This window comes from Providencia vermicola (assembly GCF_010748935.1).
Classification (GTDB): Bacteria; Pseudomonadota; Gammaproteobacteria; order Enterobacterales; family Enterobacteriaceae; genus Providencia; species Providencia zhejiangensis.
In genome coordinates this window covers 26227-42520 of record NZ_CP048797.1, presented here as the reverse complement: position 1 = coordinate 42520, position 16294 = coordinate 26227, and the positions used below count along the sequence as shown (strand labels likewise).

25 protein-coding genes are annotated in these 16294 nt (G+C 51.3%); 6 read left to right on the top strand and 19 right to left on the bottom strand.

All coding sequences use genetic code 11. The features are described 5' to 3' along the window. The first annotated feature begins 44 nt into the window (after positions 1-44). From G3341_RS19865 to G3341_RS19850, 4 genes are read left to right on the top strand one after another with little or no spacing between them, the layout of a single operon-like run. The gene (locus G3341_RS19865) at positions 45-662 is read left to right on the top strand and encodes a hypothetical protein (RefSeq protein WP_001249395.1); all 618 of its coding nucleotides are present in this window, start codon (positions 45-47) and stop codon (positions 660-662) included. Further along, positions 644-877, top strand: coding sequence for a hypothetical protein (locus G3341_RS19860; protein ID WP_001191890.1), 234 nt, complete (start codon positions 644-646; stop codon positions 875-877). The genes G3341_RS19865 and G3341_RS19860 overlap by 19 nt, the downstream gene beginning before the upstream one ends. Next, positions 877-3069, top strand: coding sequence for a DNA topoisomerase III (locus tag G3341_RS19855; protein ID WP_000366823.1), 2193 nt, complete (start codon positions 877-879; stop codon positions 3067-3069). The genes G3341_RS19860 and G3341_RS19855 overlap by 1 nt, the downstream gene beginning before the upstream one ends. 14 nt (positions 3070-3083) lie before the next feature. Next, positions 3084-3572 (top strand): hypothetical protein, encoded by a 489-nt coding sequence (locus G3341_RS19850; protein ID WP_004201072.1) that lies wholly within the window; start codon positions 3084-3086, stop codon positions 3570-3572. 90 nt (positions 3573-3662) lie between these two features. On the opposite strand, the gene G3341_RS19845 is transcribed toward G3341_RS19850, so the two are convergent. The 11 genes from G3341_RS19845 to G3341_RS19790 are packed head-to-tail and all read right to left on the bottom strand — an operon-like array spanning position 3663 to position 9559. Beyond that, the gene (locus tag G3341_RS19845; protein ID WP_000746034.1) at positions 3663-3941 is read right to left on the bottom strand and encodes a hypothetical protein; all 279 of its coding nucleotides are present in this window, start codon (positions 3939-3941) and stop codon (positions 3663-3665) included. Positions 3942-3966: 25 nt separating this feature from the next. Continuing rightward, a complete protein-coding gene (locus tag G3341_RS19840) occupies positions 3967-4161 on the bottom strand; it encodes a hypothetical protein (RefSeq protein WP_231138427.1) in 195 nt (64 codons plus the stop codon). A 12-nt stretch (positions 4162-4173) separates the two neighbouring features. After that, entirely contained in the window at positions 4174-4791 is a 618-nt protein-coding gene (locus G3341_RS19835) for a hypothetical protein (protein ID WP_000464630.1), read from the bottom strand. Between the two features lie 55 nt (positions 4792-4846). Continuing rightward, positions 4847-5503: a hypothetical protein gene (locus G3341_RS19830; protein ID WP_000268552.1), complete on the bottom strand. Its 657-nt coding sequence runs from the start codon at positions 5501-5503 to the stop codon at positions 4847-4849. Then, the gene (locus G3341_RS19825; protein WP_000936897.1) at positions 5503-6930 is read right to left on the bottom strand and encodes a DNA cytosine methyltransferase; all 1428 of its coding nucleotides are present in this window, start codon (positions 6928-6930) and stop codon (positions 5503-5505) included. The genes G3341_RS19830 and G3341_RS19825 overlap by 1 nt, the downstream gene beginning before the upstream one ends. A gap of 3 nt (positions 6931-6933) precedes the next feature. Next, positions 6934-7434 (bottom strand): hypothetical protein, encoded by a 501-nt coding sequence (locus G3341_RS19820; protein ID WP_000647188.1) that lies wholly within the window; start codon positions 7432-7434, stop codon positions 6934-6936. An 8-nt stretch (positions 7435-7442) separates the two neighbouring features. Then, on the bottom strand, positions 7443-7754 hold the full coding sequence (locus G3341_RS19815; RefSeq protein WP_002210541.1) for a hypothetical protein: 312 nt from the start codon (positions 7752-7754) through the stop codon (positions 7443-7445). Positions 7755-7759: 5 nt separating this feature from the next. After that, positions 7760-8266 carry a hypothetical protein gene (locus G3341_RS19810; RefSeq protein ID WP_000566443.1) on the bottom strand — a complete coding sequence of 169 codons (507 nt, stop codon included), beginning with the start codon at positions 8264-8266 and terminating at the stop codon, positions 7760-7762. Then, positions 8259-8933, bottom strand: a complete 675-nt coding sequence (locus tag G3341_RS19805; protein WP_000344149.1) for a hypothetical protein — start codon at positions 8931-8933, stop codon at positions 8259-8261. The genes G3341_RS19810 and G3341_RS19805 overlap by 8 nt, the downstream gene beginning before the upstream one ends. Further along, complete coding sequence (locus G3341_RS20590) at positions 8908-9189, bottom strand: hypothetical protein (protein ID WP_000044823.1); 282 nt, start codon at positions 9187-9189, stop codon at positions 8908-8910. The genes G3341_RS19805 and G3341_RS20590 overlap by 26 nt, the downstream gene beginning before the upstream one ends. Continuing rightward, complete coding sequence (locus tag G3341_RS19790) at positions 9182-9559, bottom strand: hypothetical protein (RefSeq protein ID WP_001125904.1); 378 nt, start codon at positions 9557-9559, stop codon at positions 9182-9184. Before G3341_RS19790 ends, G3341_RS20590 begins: the two co-directional genes overlap by 8 nt. 326 nt (positions 9560-9885) lie before the next feature. Between G3341_RS19790 and G3341_RS19785 the strand changes: the two genes are divergently transcribed. Both G3341_RS19785 and G3341_RS19780 read left to right on the top strand, forming a co-directional pair. Further along, positions 9886-10029, top strand: coding sequence for a hypothetical protein (locus tag G3341_RS19785; protein WP_000939033.1), 144 nt, complete (start codon positions 9886-9888; stop codon positions 10027-10029). A 91-nt stretch (positions 10030-10120) separates the two neighbouring features. Further along, positions 10121-10756: an N-6 DNA methylase gene (locus tag G3341_RS19780; protein ID WP_000074431.1), complete on the top strand. Its 636-nt coding sequence runs from the start codon at positions 10121-10123 to the stop codon at positions 10754-10756. A 52-nt stretch (positions 10757-10808) separates the two neighbouring features. Here the strand turns inward: G3341_RS19780 and G3341_RS19775 are convergent, their stop codons facing one another. The 8 genes from G3341_RS19775 to G3341_RS19735 form a co-directional block, all read right to left on the bottom strand. Next, entirely contained in the window at positions 10809-11081 is a 273-nt protein-coding gene (locus G3341_RS19775) for a helix-turn-helix domain-containing protein (RefSeq protein WP_000703827.1), read from the bottom strand. A gap of 48 nt (positions 11082-11129) precedes the next feature. After that, positions 11130-12311, bottom strand: coding sequence for a ParB/RepB/Spo0J family partition protein (locus G3341_RS19770; RefSeq protein WP_001207227.1), 1182 nt, complete (start codon positions 12309-12311; stop codon positions 11130-11132). A gap of 3 nt (positions 12312-12314) precedes the next feature. Continuing rightward, positions 12315-13100 (bottom strand): ParA family protein, encoded by a 786-nt coding sequence (locus tag G3341_RS19765; RefSeq protein ID WP_001151305.1) that lies wholly within the window; start codon positions 13098-13100, stop codon positions 12315-12317. 173 nt (positions 13101-13273) lie between these two features. Continuing rightward, positions 13274-13585, bottom strand: coding sequence for a hypothetical protein (locus G3341_RS19755; protein ID WP_000380893.1), 312 nt, complete (start codon positions 13583-13585; stop codon positions 13274-13276). Beyond that, positions 13567-14016 carry a hypothetical protein gene (locus G3341_RS19750; RefSeq protein ID WP_001053910.1) on the bottom strand — a complete coding sequence of 150 codons (450 nt, stop codon included), beginning with the start codon at positions 14014-14016 and terminating at the stop codon, positions 13567-13569. The genes G3341_RS19755 and G3341_RS19750 overlap by 19 nt, the downstream gene beginning before the upstream one ends. A gap of 13 nt (positions 14017-14029) precedes the next feature. Further along, positions 14030-15274 carry a DNA-methyltransferase gene (locus G3341_RS19745; protein ID WP_000098294.1) on the bottom strand — a complete coding sequence of 415 codons (1245 nt, stop codon included), beginning with the start codon at positions 15272-15274 and terminating at the stop codon, positions 14030-14032. Continuing rightward, on the bottom strand, positions 15267-15629 hold the full coding sequence (locus G3341_RS19740; protein ID WP_001258026.1) for a hypothetical protein: 363 nt from the start codon (positions 15627-15629) through the stop codon (positions 15267-15269). The genes G3341_RS19745 and G3341_RS19740 overlap by 8 nt, the downstream gene beginning before the upstream one ends. A 2-nt stretch (positions 15630-15631) precedes the next feature. Continuing rightward, positions 15632-15874, bottom strand: coding sequence for a hypothetical protein (locus tag G3341_RS19735; RefSeq protein ID WP_001096360.1), 243 nt, complete (start codon positions 15872-15874; stop codon positions 15632-15634). Between the last annotated feature and the right edge of the window lie 420 nt (positions 15875-16294).

The window sequence follows — 16294 nt, the reverse complement described above, 5'->3', positions numbered from 1 at the left end:
TTTTAGAATGGGCTCATCGACAATTTTTTATGAGGAACGACACGATGAGACAACTGATAGCAATTCTGGGAGTGGCAATTCTGGCCGGGTGTGCCTCTAACGCCCCCGAGCAAAAGCCTCAGCCCCAGACTGCCCCTGCCGAAAATGACAAACCTGCCCGAGTTAGCCGGGAACTGTCGATGGCATGGGACAACATGGGGCGCGGTGGTGCTGCATTACGTCAACCTGGTTATATCCATGTGCTGGGCGACGGTAATGTCAGCGCAACGATGAACAAGGTCAAAGATGACTCCGCTGGTTCAGATAAAACTCCAGCAGGGATCAAACAGCACGGGGATGTCAACGAAGCCATCAATACCTTCAAGTCCATGAATAAAGGCAAAGGCTACTCGCTGTACGAGTTGTCACGCTGGGAACGCTATTGCGATGGTGGCAAAGGTATGGACGAGCACGATTGGCGCTTTGTGGAAGCCGAGGGAACCACAAACATCCCCAAGGACGTTGTAACCGGCTGCATACCACCTACCCACACCTATAAAGATTATCTGAATGCCTGGACGCACTTTTGCACCAGTCAGGCTGTAACTGACGCAGATCGCCGCATTGTGCGCGAGTCCGTGCGTCCCTATTCAGTGGTGAACCCATGCAAAGCTCTGAAATAAGAAACCAGACAGAGCTAGGCCGTAAGGCTGAGCTCTTCGACGCTTTATTAATCATGCTCCAGGAGGCCGGTTCGAGGGGTAATTCCAGCGAAGCGGCCTATGTCATTTCTGGAGTCCTCGAAAACCTCTCCAGAGACTACCCCGAAGTCAAAGGTCTGGCTCAAAGCTGGACTGAGCTGGCGAATCTGGAATCAAAGATGAGAGGAGCTGCTTAATGGACCTTTATATCTGCGAGAAGCCTTCTCAGGCAAAAGATTTGGCTGGCGTAATGAAGGCCTCCCAACGAGGTGATGGATTTCTCCATGATGGAGGAAACCGCGTTATTACGTGGGCGTTCGGCCACCTGCTGGAATTGTATATGCCAGACGATTATGACGAACGCTACAAGTCATGGTCACTGGAGACCCTCCCTATTGCACCAGAGTCATGGCGGTACAACGTTCGCAAGAGTGCGTTCAAACAGTACAAAATTGTTGAGGGACTGGTCAAAAAGGCGAGCACCATCTACATCTCAACGGACTACGACCGAGAAGGTGAGGCTATCGCCCGTTCGCTTCTGGATCGATTCCGCTACTCTGGCCCTATTCGCCGAGTTTGTTTGACGGCTCTCGATGAGTCAAGCATCAAGAAAGCGCTGAACAACGTAAAGGATGGCAAGGATACGGTCTCACTCTACTACGCCGCATTGGCACGGCAACGCGCTGACTGGTTGGTAGGCATGAACGTGAGCCGCCTCTACACAGTGCTGGCCCGAGATGTCGGCTTCAACCACACTCTTCACGTTGGCAGGGTTATCACCCCAACCGTCGCTCTTGTTTGTCAACGGGACCGAGAGATCGCCGGTTTCACCCCCTCACCATACTGGACTCTGGGTGTGAACGTGTCCGTACAGAATGGACAGTTTGCCGCCCAATGGATACCACCAGAAGAGTGCAGTGACGAGCAAGGCCGGTGCGTCAATAAGGCCTATGCCGAGCAGGTAGCCTCCCAGGTCAATGGTGCCAATGCTGTTATCAGCAAAGCAGAAACCAAACCAGGTAAAGAGTCAGCCCCCCTCCCCTTCGATCTAACGTCGCTGCAACAATACGCGAGCAAACGATGGGGATACACAGCTCAGCAGGTACTGGATGCAGCTCAAGCTCTGTACGAGACGCACAAAGCGACCACCTACCCTCGTACTGACAGTCGTTATCTACCCGAGAGCCAAAAGGAAGACATTCCGGACATTCTCCAGGCGCTCATTTTGTCCGATCAGAACGTCTCTGGGCTGGTGGCTGGCGCAGATCCTCATCGCAAGGCCAGGGTATTCAATGACGCCAAAGTGACCGCGCACCACGCGATCATTCCAACACCGGCCAGAACAGACATCAGTGCCATGTCTGAGATCGAGTTCAATCTTTACGACGCCATCCGTCGTTTCTACATCGCGCAGTTCTACAGCGAGTTCGAGTTCACCAAAACCTCCATCGAGGTGCAGTGTGGGCGTCACCTCTTTGCGTCCGCTGGTAAGACACCTACCAAACAAGGCTGGAAGGTTTTGTTTGCTTCTGATAGTGAAAGCAGTCCCAAGGACGAGGGGGAAGACACCGACGCGCCGGTTGAACAAGAGAAGCTCCCCAGGGTTAGCCAGGGCGAACCTGCCTTGCTGAATGGGGCCGAGCTGGCAAACAAAATGACGCGGCCAGCACCGCACTTCACCGAAGCCACATTGCTTGCCGCGATGGAGAACATTGCCCGGTTCGTGACTGAGGAGAAGTTCAAACAAATCCTCAAAGACACAGCCGGTTTAGGCACTCCAGCAACACGCGCAAGCATCATCCAGGGCGCTGTTGATAAAGGCTACTTCAAGCGTCAGAAAAAGGTACTGCTTGCAACTGATAAGGCTCATGCGCTTATAGCAGTGCTTCCACCAGCCATCAAATCACCCGGCATGACTGCGGCTTGGGAGCAGGAGCTTGAGAAAGTTGCCTCCGGCTCCGGGAACATGTCTGTCTTCATGAAGCAGATTTCCACCTGGATCTGCCAAATGGTTGAGCAGCTCAAAGTGGCCGCACCGGTTCTGACCAAAGAAGGTGGCGCGATGGCTAAAGCCTTCGAGGGCGCGAAGCCTCCTTCACACGAATGCTTCAACTGCGGTGGAGAGATGCACCGGATCAAAGGGAAGAACGGTTTTTTCTGGGGCTGCCAGAACGAGGCTTGCAAGAAGACGTTCCCAGACAACCGAGGGAAACCCGAGAAACGTATCGCGGCGGAGGATTGTCCAGACTGCCCAGATTGCGGTAGCCCGATGCGTCTCAGGAAAGGAAAAGCCCCTGGCAAGAAACGAGCCTCTAAGTTCTGGGGCTGCACAGCGTATCCCGATTGCAAAGGCACTATGCCCTTCAAAAAGTCGGACTTTATGGATTGATAGAGGAATTAAGTATGTTTGGAAAAATCATTTTAACTGCGATGCTCACAACCAGCTCTGCCACTGCCGAAGATGCCGGGAAGAACATCGCCTCAGGCTTGGCAACTGCATCTACCCGCCAAATAGGTCAGGCCATCATGCCAACTCTAGCTATCGGCTCGGCCATTGCAAAAAGCGCAGGAAAAGGCATGGTGTTAGGTTTCGCTGAGACATCTGCCAGCTATATTTCCCACGATGACCTGAGCGCCACTCGAAGCTATCAAAACCCTGAGGCTGTTGATATGGCAAAAGGCCTGGGGACCTTGAAAGACGTCCCTGATTTCCTCTACGTCATTACAGACGTAAATGCCAACATGGCTGACAAATGCAAGCGCGTCTGGGAGCCTCAATCACTGGCTTTAAGCCAATTGATTGTTGAGCTGGTGGCACTGCGTAAGACGAACCACAAAGGTAGCTACGAACAAGCGCTATCCCACCTCGATTGTTCAATATTCACAAACTAAAACAATTAAGGGGCCGTCGGCCCCTTATCTTTAATTACCCAAGTTCTTTTGATACCTGAGCTACAATAGTTTTAAATCAGAATACCAAAATCAATTCACATGGATGGCGAATACTTCAACCGGATAATCTCCAAAGTGCGGGTGCGTTATGACGTTCCTTGAGAAGCCACGCCAAGGACGAATCTCTATCCTGGACATATCTCCAGCCTTTGGGTAGCCACACTTAACATGGACTTCATCATACTCGCGCCCCTCTAGTCTTTTTATCCAGTAGTCTGTGACGAGGCGATATTCATCTGGTTTTTCTCCAGATTTGATCTGATCGAAGTAAATCTTTTTTACGGGCAGATGAAGTATTCTCTTTTTCATAATCACCACCTGATAGCTCATCAGACTATCTAACTATTAGACAAAACATCCCTTTTTCAATTTCTGTCTCTCTCGCCTCATGGGCCAATACAATATCCGCGATAACACGAATATTCCCTTCATAGTTGCGAATGGCCGCATCCCGCATCGTGTCTAAAGTGTCCTGACACTTCGCTCGCCTGAATTTAACGAGCCAACTTTGCCGATCTATCTTGTCCACACCAAATCCCATTCAGCGAACCATGTATCCAGCTTCTTTTGCCGCAGCATCAAGCTCGGAGGAAAAGTTAACGTCGGACTTTTCTGCCGCGTTATAGAGGGCTCCACACTTGGGCCATGAGCGCCCTACCAGTTTCATCGCCAACGCATCCGCCAGCATTTCTCGGATCTGTGTTTCAGCCTCACCAAAATCGGCTAGAGTTTCGTCTATGCCCGACTCTTCCATCAGCTCGATGAGCTGAGGTTGTTTGAGCCAGACGCCTGTTTGCATTTCCAACTGGTCTCTTGCATCTGCCACCAATTGGCGTTCAAGGGTGACGCCATTTACGGTCTTAACAAATTGCTTTGGCTGACGCTTTACCTTTTTTGGTCTGGACACATCAGAGATAACCGTCACCGGCTTCCCACGCAGTTCACGCGGCAACGGTCCACTTAGCCCCAGAACTAAGCGACGAGCGTACTCATGCTCGTATGGTTTCAACCCTCGACCTTCACGGTACATCTCAGTATCCACCAGCAGATCACCGCGCAGCCTCGCGTTTTTCCGCACTTGTTCGGACAAGACCGATTTGCCCTTCCCGCTGGCTCCCATTACGAGCGAGTGAGATTCTACTTTGTTATCAAAAAACATAATTCCGCCCCCAAAGAGGTGTTGCTATAAAACATGGTTTGAACATCTGGCGCTGTTATTGCGCCCACCGATACTCTGGGCAACGCACTCTGTTGTGGCCGCTTTTCCCTTTGCTATTGGTGATGTCATCTTCATTCTTCGCAGCCCCCAGCTTACTCAGTATTTCAGCTTTTGTGGCGCGATGACCGCGTATTAAAAGAGCATTCAGCAGGTATCCAGTGAACACCTCTGTACTCGGCATACGGTCAAGCAACTCAACATACTGCTCATCCGTCAAATCATGGATCTCACAATATTTTTCCACCGCCTTTTCGTAGGCTTCTGCGTAGCCATGAGTGGAAATCCTGAAAACAATATCCCCATTGCCGTAGCCTGGCTTTGTGACGAGAAAACAAGGTGCGAAGTAGGTTCTCTTCACCCCCATCCGGCTCCGGTTCTCGATACTGATATAAGCCCTCAGCCCCTCAGCAATGATATTTGGCCCGGAGTTGCGTCGCCGCTTACAAGTCTTATTCTGACGCTTCACCTCTTCTGCCTCAGCTTCCCACTTTCGGTCCAAGCTGTAGGCCAGCCGGTGAGCTGTTGCGTAGGAATACTCTCTCAAGGAGAAGTATTCCTGCCGGTAATCATCCGCCACCCCAACTGTTCGTGCGACACGGAACCCGACGAAACCGGCGTCATGGGTTCCCTCGCCGTAGTAAATGACTGCCATTATTTACCTTCCTTACTTCTGATACCGTGCTGCACCACGGTATGGCGACCGCAATTCACATTCAGGTGATCCCGAACTGCGGCCATGACCGCTGAATGCAATCTGTAATCCACACTCTGCCCAAGTGTTTCTGTCGCTTGTTCTTTTGCCATCCACGAAATATCAAAGCTATCAGGTATCGACATCAACTCCTGAACCAGATCGACCGATGGCTTGTAAATGCGGCCACCGTCTTGGATGTACACTGCATCCTTTACCCCACGATCCTGAGACTTGAGGATGGTCGGGCAACTGGTGCTTTCTCTCGTCAAGAACGCAGGCATCCTGCGAGAAGTTGACTCTCTGGCCTGAATTGACTTCAACGCTGTGACGTCTGCACAATCCCCGAGGTGCTTCTCGATCACCGGCCACAATCGTCCACCAGCTCTCTGCTCAGGTTTCGGTGGAACGAACCCAGGGAAGACCGACGCCACCATGTAATAGCGTTCTCGCCCCTGGTACGCGCCGAAATCCAGACCGTTCAAGACCATCTCAGTGAGGAAGTACCCCATCCGCCGCAGTGTCGTTCCCATCATCGCCCCGGCTCCGGATGCTTTGAAGTTCGGGACGTTTTCCACCAGCACGACGGCAGGGTTCACGACCTCGATCTGTTTTAGTGCCGGGTAAACCATGTCGAGCATGGTGGAGAGATCTTCAAGAGAACGCTCTTTGTCCCTTGGACTTTTGGCGTTTGAGTGGTCATCACACCCCAACGAGTAATGGGCCAAACCAATTGGTGGGCACTCCGCCAGCAAGGCTCCAAGGCGATCCAGCTCCAGGTGATGAATGTCTTCATTCAGCAGGATACGCGGGGAGCTGTTCACCAGCGTATTGAGCGCATGTACTTCACTCAGGTTCCGCCCGGATGCTCTGTCTCTGGCTTCAACTGGACGATGTTCCAAAACAATCTCAGCCTTCCAGCCAAGCGATTCCATAACATGAATGTCTACCCCGCCAGTCAATGCCACAAAGGCACGGAAAGGGCTGGTTTTTCTGAACCGATCAGCAATGGCAAAGGCTCTGTTTGCGACGGGAGTGAAGACTACTCGACCTTTTCGCATTTCGACGTGGAAACGCTCTGTATAGCGAGGGAAGCACTTATCTATGAGCCCTTGTCCAGAAAACTCAATAACGGTTTCCAGCGGGTTGTTGGAGCGACTCTTTGGTTGATACCGGCGCTGATAAACCTGGTGTGTCTGTAGTTCATCGGTCGCTGGGATCACCGAAAAACCGCCCATCCCCTCCCCTGGCTCAACGGCGATGCCCATACCTGGCTTGAACCCCATAACATCCAAAAAGTTGGACGAAACCCTAACCTTGCGTTTATCGCCTACTCGATTGAACGCAAGTTGTTTGGTTACTACGGAGGGGGAGACGATCGGTAACATTGGTCAACCTCTTTTCTTCTTGTTTTGCTCGCGCTTCACCATTGCTCCAGCAGCTTTCAGAAGTCTCTGGTTCTCCGCCAGCTCCTCTTGGAGTTCCTGAGTATCCTCTTCTGTCTGAGCCTTTTTCAGCTCGGCCTCGCAATATTGGACCTCTTCCTGCAAGCTGACTTTCGCAAACTTGAGAGCGGCCAGTCGCGTCGTATAAACGCCAAAAGGCAATTCGCCACCTTCCCGGAACTGCTTCAAGCACCAGCTCGGTATAGATGGCAACCAACCAAAGTCCCCATTCTTCCGTGACCTTTTCCCCCACGTAATCCCATCTAACTTTTGGGCAAGATTGACATAGCGTTGATCGCTGGTTGAGTTGCGTCGTTTCTGAATAGAGCGAACTATCCACTCTGTAACCTCGACCTTTGCTTTATCATCATCAGAGATGTAATAAAGGGCTGCGTACAACACAGCGCCTTTACGAATGACTGATGGTGGGTATGCCTGGGCTTTCATCTATCCCCCTATCGCTTTTTCTGTCCGACAAGACGGAGATGATCGGCGGCCAAGTCATACTGCTCGTTTTTGTCGCGGCGGCGGAATCTGTCAAAAAACTTCCCTCGTGGCAGGGTTTCTTCCATAGCGATCAGGCGGTTCAGCCACACTTCTTGAGGTAGCATCCCTGCTGGAGTCGGCCCGAGCTTACGTCCTTCCTTGACGTGCTCCATTGTTTGCGTGGCAGTAAAAATCGCACCACCAAACTTTCTCCACTTGAATTGCAGGGGCATATCTGGAGACTCATCCAGCATCAATTTCTTATTGGTTTGTTCTGTCACGACAATTACTCCACCATCCATTCTTCACTAAGCAGGAACGCCCAGCGCTCTTCTGCTTTTTCTGGGTTGTCTTTGGCCTGTTTGATCATGATCTCGGCGGCGTTAAAGCCTACCTCTCCACTGAACCGGCCCCATGAATGGCTATGCCACTCGCGCATCACACTTCGGCCAAGCGATGCAAGTTCTGGACTTACACCCTCATGGAGGGCATAGAGCTCCCAAGCATCCCACCCGTATCGTAATAGGTTGTGCCCTGGGGCGTTAAAGGCCTGAGCAGCCTTGAACCGCTCTCCAGGCTCCTTCCCTCTAACATCCACACCCTGGAGCACCAACCCCATTACCACTTCAATGACAGGCTCGCGTTGCTTCTTTGCCAGCTCGATGGCAGCCACCAGCATTGCTTTGGCGTCAACAAATTTCCCATGCCCTTGGCACATACCGCAGGTTTCTTTGGAAGGGGAAAAGTCATAAACACCGGAACCAGCACAAAGGCGGCATGTCAGGTCAATCATGGGCTCTTCTCTCCTCATACTCTTCGATGCGCTCTTTCAGACGCTGAACCACTGGTGCGAGCTCAGGGATAGCTTCCGCTTCCTCAAGCGTGTATCGCTTGTCTTCCTGGTAATCGACTATTTGAGGAGGCCTTGGCTGTTTAGGGAACTCAGCAAAGTCATTCAGCGACATCGAGGTAGGAAGTCCTCCTTCAATCTCACCTTTTTCGTTGAGTGACTGAGTGACGATAAGCTGTGTTCCGCCCACCTCGGTATCAAAGCGGTCATCAAAGCGCTCACCGATAGTCCAGCCGCCACGGCCAAGAACACAGGTCGTACTCATACGTAGGCGATTGAATGCTTTAGCGTCATCCCAGTTCAAAGGATTTTCATCCATGAGGAAAAAAGGCGCTTCGTCCCGAACGAACACCTTGGACTTGGCGTTATCGAAGATCGGCCCAAACACCCCCTGCTGGAGGTATGGTTCGACTTTCTCTGCAAGATCCTGGTGCCCTTGAGAACGCAGCGCCTCATAGAGCTGGGTGATTGTTTGTTTGCCGGTGTCCGGAAGGCAGGACAATACTGTCTGCTTTTCCTCGTCACTCAGGCTTACCATTCTGGACAAAAAGCTGACTACCAGCTCGTTGTGCCCATCGACCGTTTCAATGTTGAGCTTGTTCTCGTCCATCTTCTTCCTCAGTAATCGGTTCGATAAATTCAATGGAGTCCATGCTTACATGACTGATAATGGCTTTCAGGCCGCAGCAGTCGCATGGTTCAAAGGTCAGTTCTGATCCCTTGGGAGACTGATGCGTGACCGTTGCCACAGCCCCTAGAGGGATCAACCCCCAGCCGTTTTTTAGTACCCGAGTAGTTCTGACCAGCCGACCTTTGTACTCTCGTTTCAGTTTCGGATGCGGCACTACCGCATATCGCTTACTCATTTCGGTCCCCTTGTACCAAAGGCTCGACAACCAGCTCTTGAGCTTCGTCCCAGTCGGACACCTTTGCATCACCAAACGCAAAGGCAATTCGCATAGCCACTGTCGGCCTGCCTATTTTCATCAAGTAAGCCGCAGCACCGGCACACATCGACTCTTGTCCCGAAGGTGCATAGTTACCCTCTTCATCCCATTCACCACCTGACTTTGAGTGCACGGTCTTGTGGCAATGAAACGTCGTCATGTCGTTTTCAACGATGTCGTTGATGATGCCTTCTAATCGCCCAGGGGCCAGCTCGATAGCGCCCTCCTTCCGGAATGGACAGTTGGCGCAAGGTTTCTTCAAACGGAGATGATTTGCTTGCTTTGGCATACATATCACTTTTACAGCATCATTTTATGATTCTATGATATAGCCATATTCCGTGTAGTCAATATCTCACTAACAATTACTTTCTATCGGACGCTTACGCGCCCATTTTGGGCAGATAGACAAGTTATTTGGGCGTTTGGGCGTTTGGAGTGTGCGAGGTGGACAGCGGGGAGACTTTCACATGTGAAAGTTTTGTTTCTTGGTATCGTTTTATTGTCTCTTGATATTATTTTATGATGCTGTAATAATCATAAATAAGGGCCGCATCGCTCTTCGACCTTCGTTGCAGCCCTTACAACACAATCAAGCAATTAAGGAGCTTTGTTATGCTGCAAGGCAATACTAACACGAATAAGCGCATCCCGCTCGCGGCGTTCATGAAATGGCCGCTGGCGAAACGTCAGGACTTCATCGACCGGGAAATGTCCGGTTGCCCCGACTTTATCAAGACGTCTTTGCTTCGGCATTAAGGCGATCAGGCAGGAAAGCAAAGAACCTCGCTTCGGCGGGGTTCTTCGTTTCTACCTCTTGAATGTTTCGTCAGAACAAACTGGAGCGCTTATGTCACCAGAAACACAGCAACTTACATCCAAGGCTTTATCTCTCATCGAGCAGTCCCGATACAGAATGGGCACATCTCGGTTTGTTGAGGCCTTTATTGACCAGTGGGCATACTTGCAGACTGGCCTATACCCAGCCAAGGAGGAGATCCCGGAAGAACTTCAGCCGGTCGCCTTCGAGCTCTCTCACGTCCTGTCTGCCGCCATTAAGCGCGACCCCACCAGCGATGTTTTGGGTTACGTCCTAAGCATGTCTGGCTTCCACAAGAAGGGCACCAATTACTTCCCCACTCCTCCAGAGATTGGCCGCTTGATGTCACTCATTGTTGGCTCACAGTCTTCGGCAGACTTTTATGAGCCTTGCTGTGGTTCTGGCATCAACGCCATTCACTGGATGGAAAACCTGATCGAGAACCACGGTCCCGAAGCATTGAGAGAAGCCTCAATCTACCTGGAAGACATCGATCCGTTGATGGTGAAGTGCTGCATGATCCAGCTATTCCATTATTTCGAGTCCCGCAATACCACTCCCAAAACGCTGAGTATCGTCGGCATAGACACCCTTAGCAGACGAACCAAGAACATCGCCTACTACGCCGAAAAACCTCCAGCAACCGCCGCTACCGTGGCAGCATAAAAAAACCCGCCGATTGGCGGGTTTTGCATTCAATGCGCTGCTCTATGGCACCTTACAGTTTTCCGTACCGGTTCAAGAACGAAGACCTGTCTAAGATCCCCCAGTCTGTCAGCATGTAGTAGCCGGTGGCACCTCGTTCGCCGGTAGACTCCCTGACGAACAAGATATTCATTCCGAACTCATCACGCAGGGCAGACAACTGTCTCTTGATCGTTGATTCAGGAATATTTGTTGCCTTGTGAAGGTCTTGGAGACTTGGCTTCTCCGTTTTAGACAGGGCATTCACCAAAGCAAATTTTCTTTTCATGTCCTGTGAGATCTTCATATTCACCTGTTCTTGACAGGCCCAACCTCTTTGGCTGGGCCTCCTTTATTAGCCTTCGACACTCAGGAGTTCAATGTCTGACACAGGCACATGAACATGCTTTTCCTTGCCTTCGCCATCGAGCGTTTTAACCCAGACAGTAGACGGAACCAGAGCAACACGGTCGGTCATGATGACTCCACGTTTGGTCTCGCCATCCAGGTTAACGTTGACAGCAAAAATCAAACTGTCAGCCCGGACGTTCTTCCATTCCTTGTCCTTCGGCAGAGGAGGAAGAGCATCACCGCCTTCTTCATCTTTGTCCTTGCCGCTGTTATCTGGCTGCTTGACAGGATCTTTGTGCTCACCCTCTTCATCACGCAAAGGGTCTTCGTCATCATCGTCCTGACCATTGGAATTTTTACCCCCTTCCAGTTCCTCCTGGGCAAGGTTCAGGTCGTCATTCCCGGTTTGTTCCGACGTACCATCCCCACCCGAGTTGAGGGATTGCTCGTCGGTGTTGCCAGCGCCAAGCTCATCATTCTGGTGGGAGCCAGTCAGTGGGCCTTTTTCCATTTCGTCTTTGATACGTTTGGCATCATTCAGCAGCTCACGGCTTTGTTTACGAGTAATCCCGTCAGACATAGCCACCGCGCAGACGGCGCGACATCTTTCTTCATTCAGATCGAACAAGAGACGAAGGTTATTCAAGGTCTCTGTATCAGAACATACTTCATTATCGTATAACTCACGCACACAGTCAGGTAGCTTGAGCAACGACAGATGCGTAGATACGAAAGTGATATTCTTACCGAGCCGATCAGCAATATCCTTTTGCTTCCAACCTTCTTCAATAAACAGGTTTAACGCCTCGGCAATCTCTACCGGAGTCAAGTCATCCCGCTGGATGTTTTCGATCAGCTCACCAGCAGTCTCGTCCAAATTGTTCTGGACCTTATCATTCACCACCAGGTCAATGGTCTCGATACCAGCGTGTTTACACGCTCTCCAACGCCGCTCCCCTTTTTGGATGACGAACTTGCCTTCTTCATTCTTCGGGAACACGATGATCGGAGATTGCTGCCCTTCGGTCAGCAAGGTTGCCGCCAGCTCTTCAATGTTACGGAAGCGCTTACGAACCTGGACCTTGGATACAACGTCGTCAACAGGTACGGTAAGAACCTCTTTGCCTTTCTTGCCTTTGGCGGCTTTAGCAAGTTCGGACAGGCCTTTTAAATTGTTCAATGCCATCGCTTAGCCCACCTTCTCTAATAGTTCTTCCAACACCGCCTCAACCTCTTTGGCCGCGACATGTCCATAGCGAAGCTCCCAGACAGGGATGCCATCAGTCGTCGCCGTATCGAGCGGAGGCCGGTGCATAATTTTGTTCTCAAACAGCAGATCCGGAACTGTGTTCTCCAGCGACTTGAGGGCTTTGTCGTGATTGACAGAGCGGTCCATGTCGTTGATCACGATGCCCAGGATCTCCAAATTTTGGTTGTATGCCTCGCGCACACCAATAATCGTGTTCAGGAGACCTTCTACGCCGTCCACAGCGAAGCCAGAGAGCTTTACCGGACATGCCACATGGGTAGACATCACCAACGCTGCCACCAGCTTTCTGCCGAGGCTAGGCGGACAATCAATCAGCACGTAGTCGTAGTTCTCAAACAGCTCAGCCAAATGGCGAGCCGGATTCATGGCTTGGTCAAGAGGCACAGCCTCCATCTCAAACAGATCCGGGTCATTCTTCGGCGTATGAATGAGGTCTGCACCGCAAGGGCAGTGCATGACCTCAATGCCGTCCAGCTCGTAAGCGAACAGCTCTGCGGTTTTGGTTCCAGTGAGGATGGGCTCGTAGTCACCATCCTCAAGCTCTCGTCTGGGGGCCAGTCGAGAGGACGTGTTCCCCTGACCATCCATATCCAAGACCAGCACTTTCTTTTTCTTCTGTAACGCCAGATAAAAGGCCTGCTGGATACAGAGGGTACTCTTACCCACTCCGCCTTTCTGGTTGGCGAAGCTGATTACTTTTGCCATACCCACCTCTATTTTGGTTTCTCGCAGGTGATCAAGACCACCCCCAAACTTTCACATGTGAAAGATTGTAGCGATCATAAAATGATACTGCAATATCTAATTATGGTTCTGTTAAAACAAACTTTAAACAAAAAAACGGCCATGAAGGCCGCTTATTGACAAGGTTTGTGCTGTCAGCGCAATTGATTTGCTGCTCCAAGCCCATTCGCCAATAACTGCATCGCATCGTTGAACAGCGCGGAGCCCCGTTCCGGTGTGAGCAATTCCGGCATATCTTCTCGCGGCCAAGTACCGGCTACTTGAATGAGCAAACTGGCAGCCCAGTGAATCTGCTTTTCTTCACTTTCATCGGCCAGAGTGCATACGACGGGGAAACCGTACTTACGCCCCCAGCGACTCACCTCTTTGAACGATACCAGCTCAGGCTTTTGCAAATCCCGGCTGTAGGCCTCAGCTATCATGTGGTTCAGTTCTTGAGTGTCCATTTATCCCCCTTAACAGTTTTTTCAAATTCTTCCTCAAACATCGTTTTTAATGTGTTTCGTATCTCTTCATCCTGGATGTCATTGACATCAAAGCTGGTAGCGACAGCCTCACTTCCAATGCCACAGAGAACATAACCCCGGCCATCAGGACCAGTTTTAAGAGGCACAACGGGAAGTGGTGTATTGGGACACACTCCAGCAATGCCCGGAGAAATAATTGGCCCCCCGCGAGGAATAACCCAATTACCGATAAACCCCCAATCAATTTGCGTCGAGATGGCATCAGGCTGGTATTGCTCACCCCAAAAGTTGATTGCTGCCTGCTGATGTTGTTTACCGGCATAGTAGATATATCCGGCCACAAGAAGCACGGAGAGGACAAAAATAATTGCCAATTGGCGCAAGACTCTTGCGATAATACTTAAATTCATGGGCATTGTTCTCTTAATTCAACGCTCCCCCGCCCACTGCTGCTATGGCCGGGTTCATCCAAAATCCATCAAAGCCGGTGAACATTTCCGCCTGGGTGCGAATGTACTCAAGAATGATGTCACAGGCGATCCAGCGCCGGTTATTCCTTTCTGCGGCCAACCCGCTCTTATTCGACCCACTGAACGGATCAACAACAAGGTCGCCCTCTTCCGTCAGAAAGCGGATAGCCATTTCAGGTATGTCTGTTGGGAACATTGCCGGGTGCGGTGGCAACCCCAGTTCTCTAGCGATTCTCCGAAGCTCCAGAGTATCCGCACAACGGTGGCCGCGCTGGATAACGTTTTTCGGTATCCGTCCTTCCGTGACGTTAGAGAATGCGTTCCCTCTCAGTCGATATGCCCCGTCACCATAACTGACCACTCTGTTATCACCGCCTTGGGCCATCAGCTTCTGATGTTTCTCTGTATGAGGGATCAGGACCCTTCTGTTGTCAGAACGCACCCTGTCAGGGTCGTTGGTGAACCAATAAACAGGCTCCCACCCGGCACACAACTGGTAACGGTTCACACAAGCCCAGTGGGTCGGACTTGGTGGTTTTGACAGGTTGATCCACGGCCATCTATCCATGAGAGAGAGCCCAAGCCGATCATGGAGCGCCAGCACCATTCGCTCAACGTAGAGAGATCTGGAGGGGCTCTTGGCCTCGAATATGTCATTGCTGACATTCAGGACAACGCTTCCTCCTGGCACCAGGTTCTTGACTATCGGTTCGAGTGCCTGAGTAATGAAATCCACCCATTTGGCTTCATCAACGTTTCCATAGCCACGCTGTATACGGAGCGGGAACGGCGGAGATGTCACACACAGATGCACCGGCTCATCGAGGTCAGAGAAAAAGCTCTTGTTGTTTGACCACACCGCCAGCCCAAGATTTGTTGAATAAGCGACCAGTCGAACGCCACCTAGCGCTTCATGCAGGCCCTTCTTGGTTTTGCTTGAGAGCTCCCAGACACCCCGCTCGCCGTCCACCTTCTGGAGAAGGTTCATCGACTTGAGGGTTTGCTGATACCAGCGTATCTGTCTTTTCAGCTTGCTCCGCTTGACCTTTGCCTTGCCAATTTCACTTTGTTCATTCAGAGCGCTTTTCGGGATTCCAGCGAGCTCTGCCACCGAATCGTAGAGCTCCTCATTCGATAACGGCTTATCGGCCTTGGCATACGCCTCTTGGACATGAAAGAGTTCTAGCTGGCTACTCATCATGCCCCTCCGTACCCTGGAATATGTCATTGAGCACAGAGGTCGCCTCGGCGCTCTTTACATCATGCTCGGTGTAGAAAGGCCACCAGGTTAATCCGCCACCTTCAAACCATGAGCAGCGGAACTGGATTGTCTGATCAGGAAGGACTTTGAACTCGACATGCTGGGGTTTGTCATAACGGCACATTGCACCAAGGTCTAGGCCAAACTTTTCTTTAACCAATGTGGATGACATCGACCCCTGGCTCAAACCTTGGCTGTTAACCCAATAGACCCGGTTGACAGCACCAGCAATACCGAAGAATAGGAAAGCCAGTATTGCCCCGGCCTTCAACCATACAAAAACACTTCTCACAATTATCCTTCCTGCTTTACAAATGGGTCTCTGCCATCGAGAGGCTTTGAAAAAATAGCCCCCGGCTCAGACATCGCCGCCTCGACCTCGTACTTGTTAAAAGTCTCCGTCCACCAGCTATTCATCTGGTAAATCGTGATATTCAGAATTGAAGCAGCCTTGCTCTTACTTGTGGCCGCAACGACAGTTCTGAACTGCCCCTCGGCCCCATAAGTGATCCCGCCATAAACCTTCAACTTCGCCACTATCGTTTTCTCCACCCAAATATGTCTCTCACGTCCCGCACACAGAAGAACCAACTTACCCTTGGCAGGAACGCATCGACTAACACACCTAAGGCGATAACAAACAATGGCGCCATCAGGATGAAGCCCAAACGTGCAACGGTCCCATATATACCTGCACAGATGAGCAAGGCTGCGATGACAGAGCAAACTAGCTGATGCTGACGCCTCAGTCTGGCTAGTTCAGACGATTTCTTGTCACTGTTCATCATCGAGCTCCGCGAGCTGAACACTGACACTGGCTGCCGCTGGAGGGGAAAACTGTACTGTCAGTCCGGATTCAAGCCTGATAGAGGAAACCACCAGCGTATCTGGTCCGGATGACGCCGGTACGACCGCAACAATGGTTCCCCCTTCCAGCAACTGGATGGCATCCTCAAC

Excerpts from the sequence above, each read along its gene's own strand:
- G3341_RS19865 (WP_001249395.1), top strand. The coding sequence starts at position 45 with ATGAGACAACTGATAGCAATTCTGGGAGTGGCAATTCTGGCCGGGTGT.
- G3341_RS19860 (WP_001191890.1), top strand. The coding sequence starts at position 644 with ATGCAAAGCTCTGAAATAAGAAACCAGACAGAGCTAGGCCGTAAGGCT.
- G3341_RS19855 (WP_000366823.1), top strand. The coding sequence starts at position 877 with ATGGACCTTTATATCTGCGAGAAGCCTTCTCAGGCAAAAGATTTGGCT.
- G3341_RS19850 (WP_004201072.1), top strand. The coding sequence starts at position 3,084 with ATGTTTGGAAAAATCATTTTAACTGCGATGCTCACAACCAGCTCTGCC.
- G3341_RS19845 (WP_000746034.1), bottom strand. The coding sequence starts at position 3,941 with ATGAAAAAGAGAATACTTCATCTGCCCGTAAAAAAGATTTACTTCGAT.
- G3341_RS19835 (WP_000464630.1), bottom strand. The coding sequence starts at position 4,791 with ATGTTTTTTGATAACAAAGTAGAATCTCACTCGCTCGTAATGGGAGCC.
- G3341_RS19830 (WP_000268552.1), bottom strand. The coding sequence starts at position 5,503 with ATGGCAGTCATTTACTACGGCGAGGGAACCCATGACGCCGGTTTCGTC.
- G3341_RS19825 (WP_000936897.1), bottom strand. The coding sequence starts at position 6,930 with ATGTTACCGATCGTCTCCCCCTCCGTAGTAACCAAACAACTTGCGTTC.
- G3341_RS19820 (WP_000647188.1), bottom strand. The coding sequence starts at position 7,434 with ATGAAAGCCCAGGCATACCCACCATCAGTCATTCGTAAAGGCGCTGTG.
- G3341_RS19810 (WP_000566443.1), bottom strand. The coding sequence starts at position 8,266 with ATGATTGACCTGACATGCCGCCTTTGTGCTGGTTCCGGTGTTTATGAC.
- G3341_RS19805 (WP_000344149.1), bottom strand. The coding sequence starts at position 8,933 with ATGGACGAGAACAAGCTCAACATTGAAACGGTCGATGGGCACAACGAG.
- G3341_RS20590 (WP_000044823.1), bottom strand. The coding sequence starts at position 9,189 with ATGAGTAAGCGATATGCGGTAGTGCCGCATCCGAAACTGAAACGAGAG.
- G3341_RS19790 (WP_001125904.1), bottom strand. The coding sequence starts at position 9,559 with ATGCCAAAGCAAGCAAATCATCTCCGTTTGAAGAAACCTTGCGCCAAC.
- G3341_RS19785 (WP_000939033.1), top strand. The coding sequence starts at position 9,886 with ATGCTGCAAGGCAATACTAACACGAATAAGCGCATCCCGCTCGCGGCG.
- G3341_RS19780 (WP_000074431.1), top strand. The coding sequence starts at position 10,121 with ATGTCACCAGAAACACAGCAACTTACATCCAAGGCTTTATCTCTCATC.
- G3341_RS19775 (WP_000703827.1), bottom strand. The coding sequence starts at position 11,081 with ATGAAGATCTCACAGGACATGAAAAGAAAATTTGCTTTGGTGAATGCC.
- G3341_RS19770 (WP_001207227.1), bottom strand. The coding sequence starts at position 12,311 with ATGGCATTGAACAATTTAAAAGGCCTGTCCGAACTTGCTAAAGCCGCC.
- G3341_RS19765 (WP_001151305.1), bottom strand. The coding sequence starts at position 13,100 with ATGGCAAAAGTAATCAGCTTCGCCAACCAGAAAGGCGGAGTGGGTAAG.
- G3341_RS19755 (WP_000380893.1), bottom strand. The coding sequence starts at position 13,585 with ATGGACACTCAAGAACTGAACCACATGATAGCTGAGGCCTACAGCCGG.
- G3341_RS19750 (WP_001053910.1), bottom strand. The coding sequence starts at position 14,016 with ATGAATTTAAGTATTATCGCAAGAGTCTTGCGCCAATTGGCAATTATT.
- G3341_RS19745 (WP_000098294.1), bottom strand. The coding sequence starts at position 15,274 with ATGAGTAGCCAGCTAGAACTCTTTCATGTCCAAGAGGCGTATGCCAAG.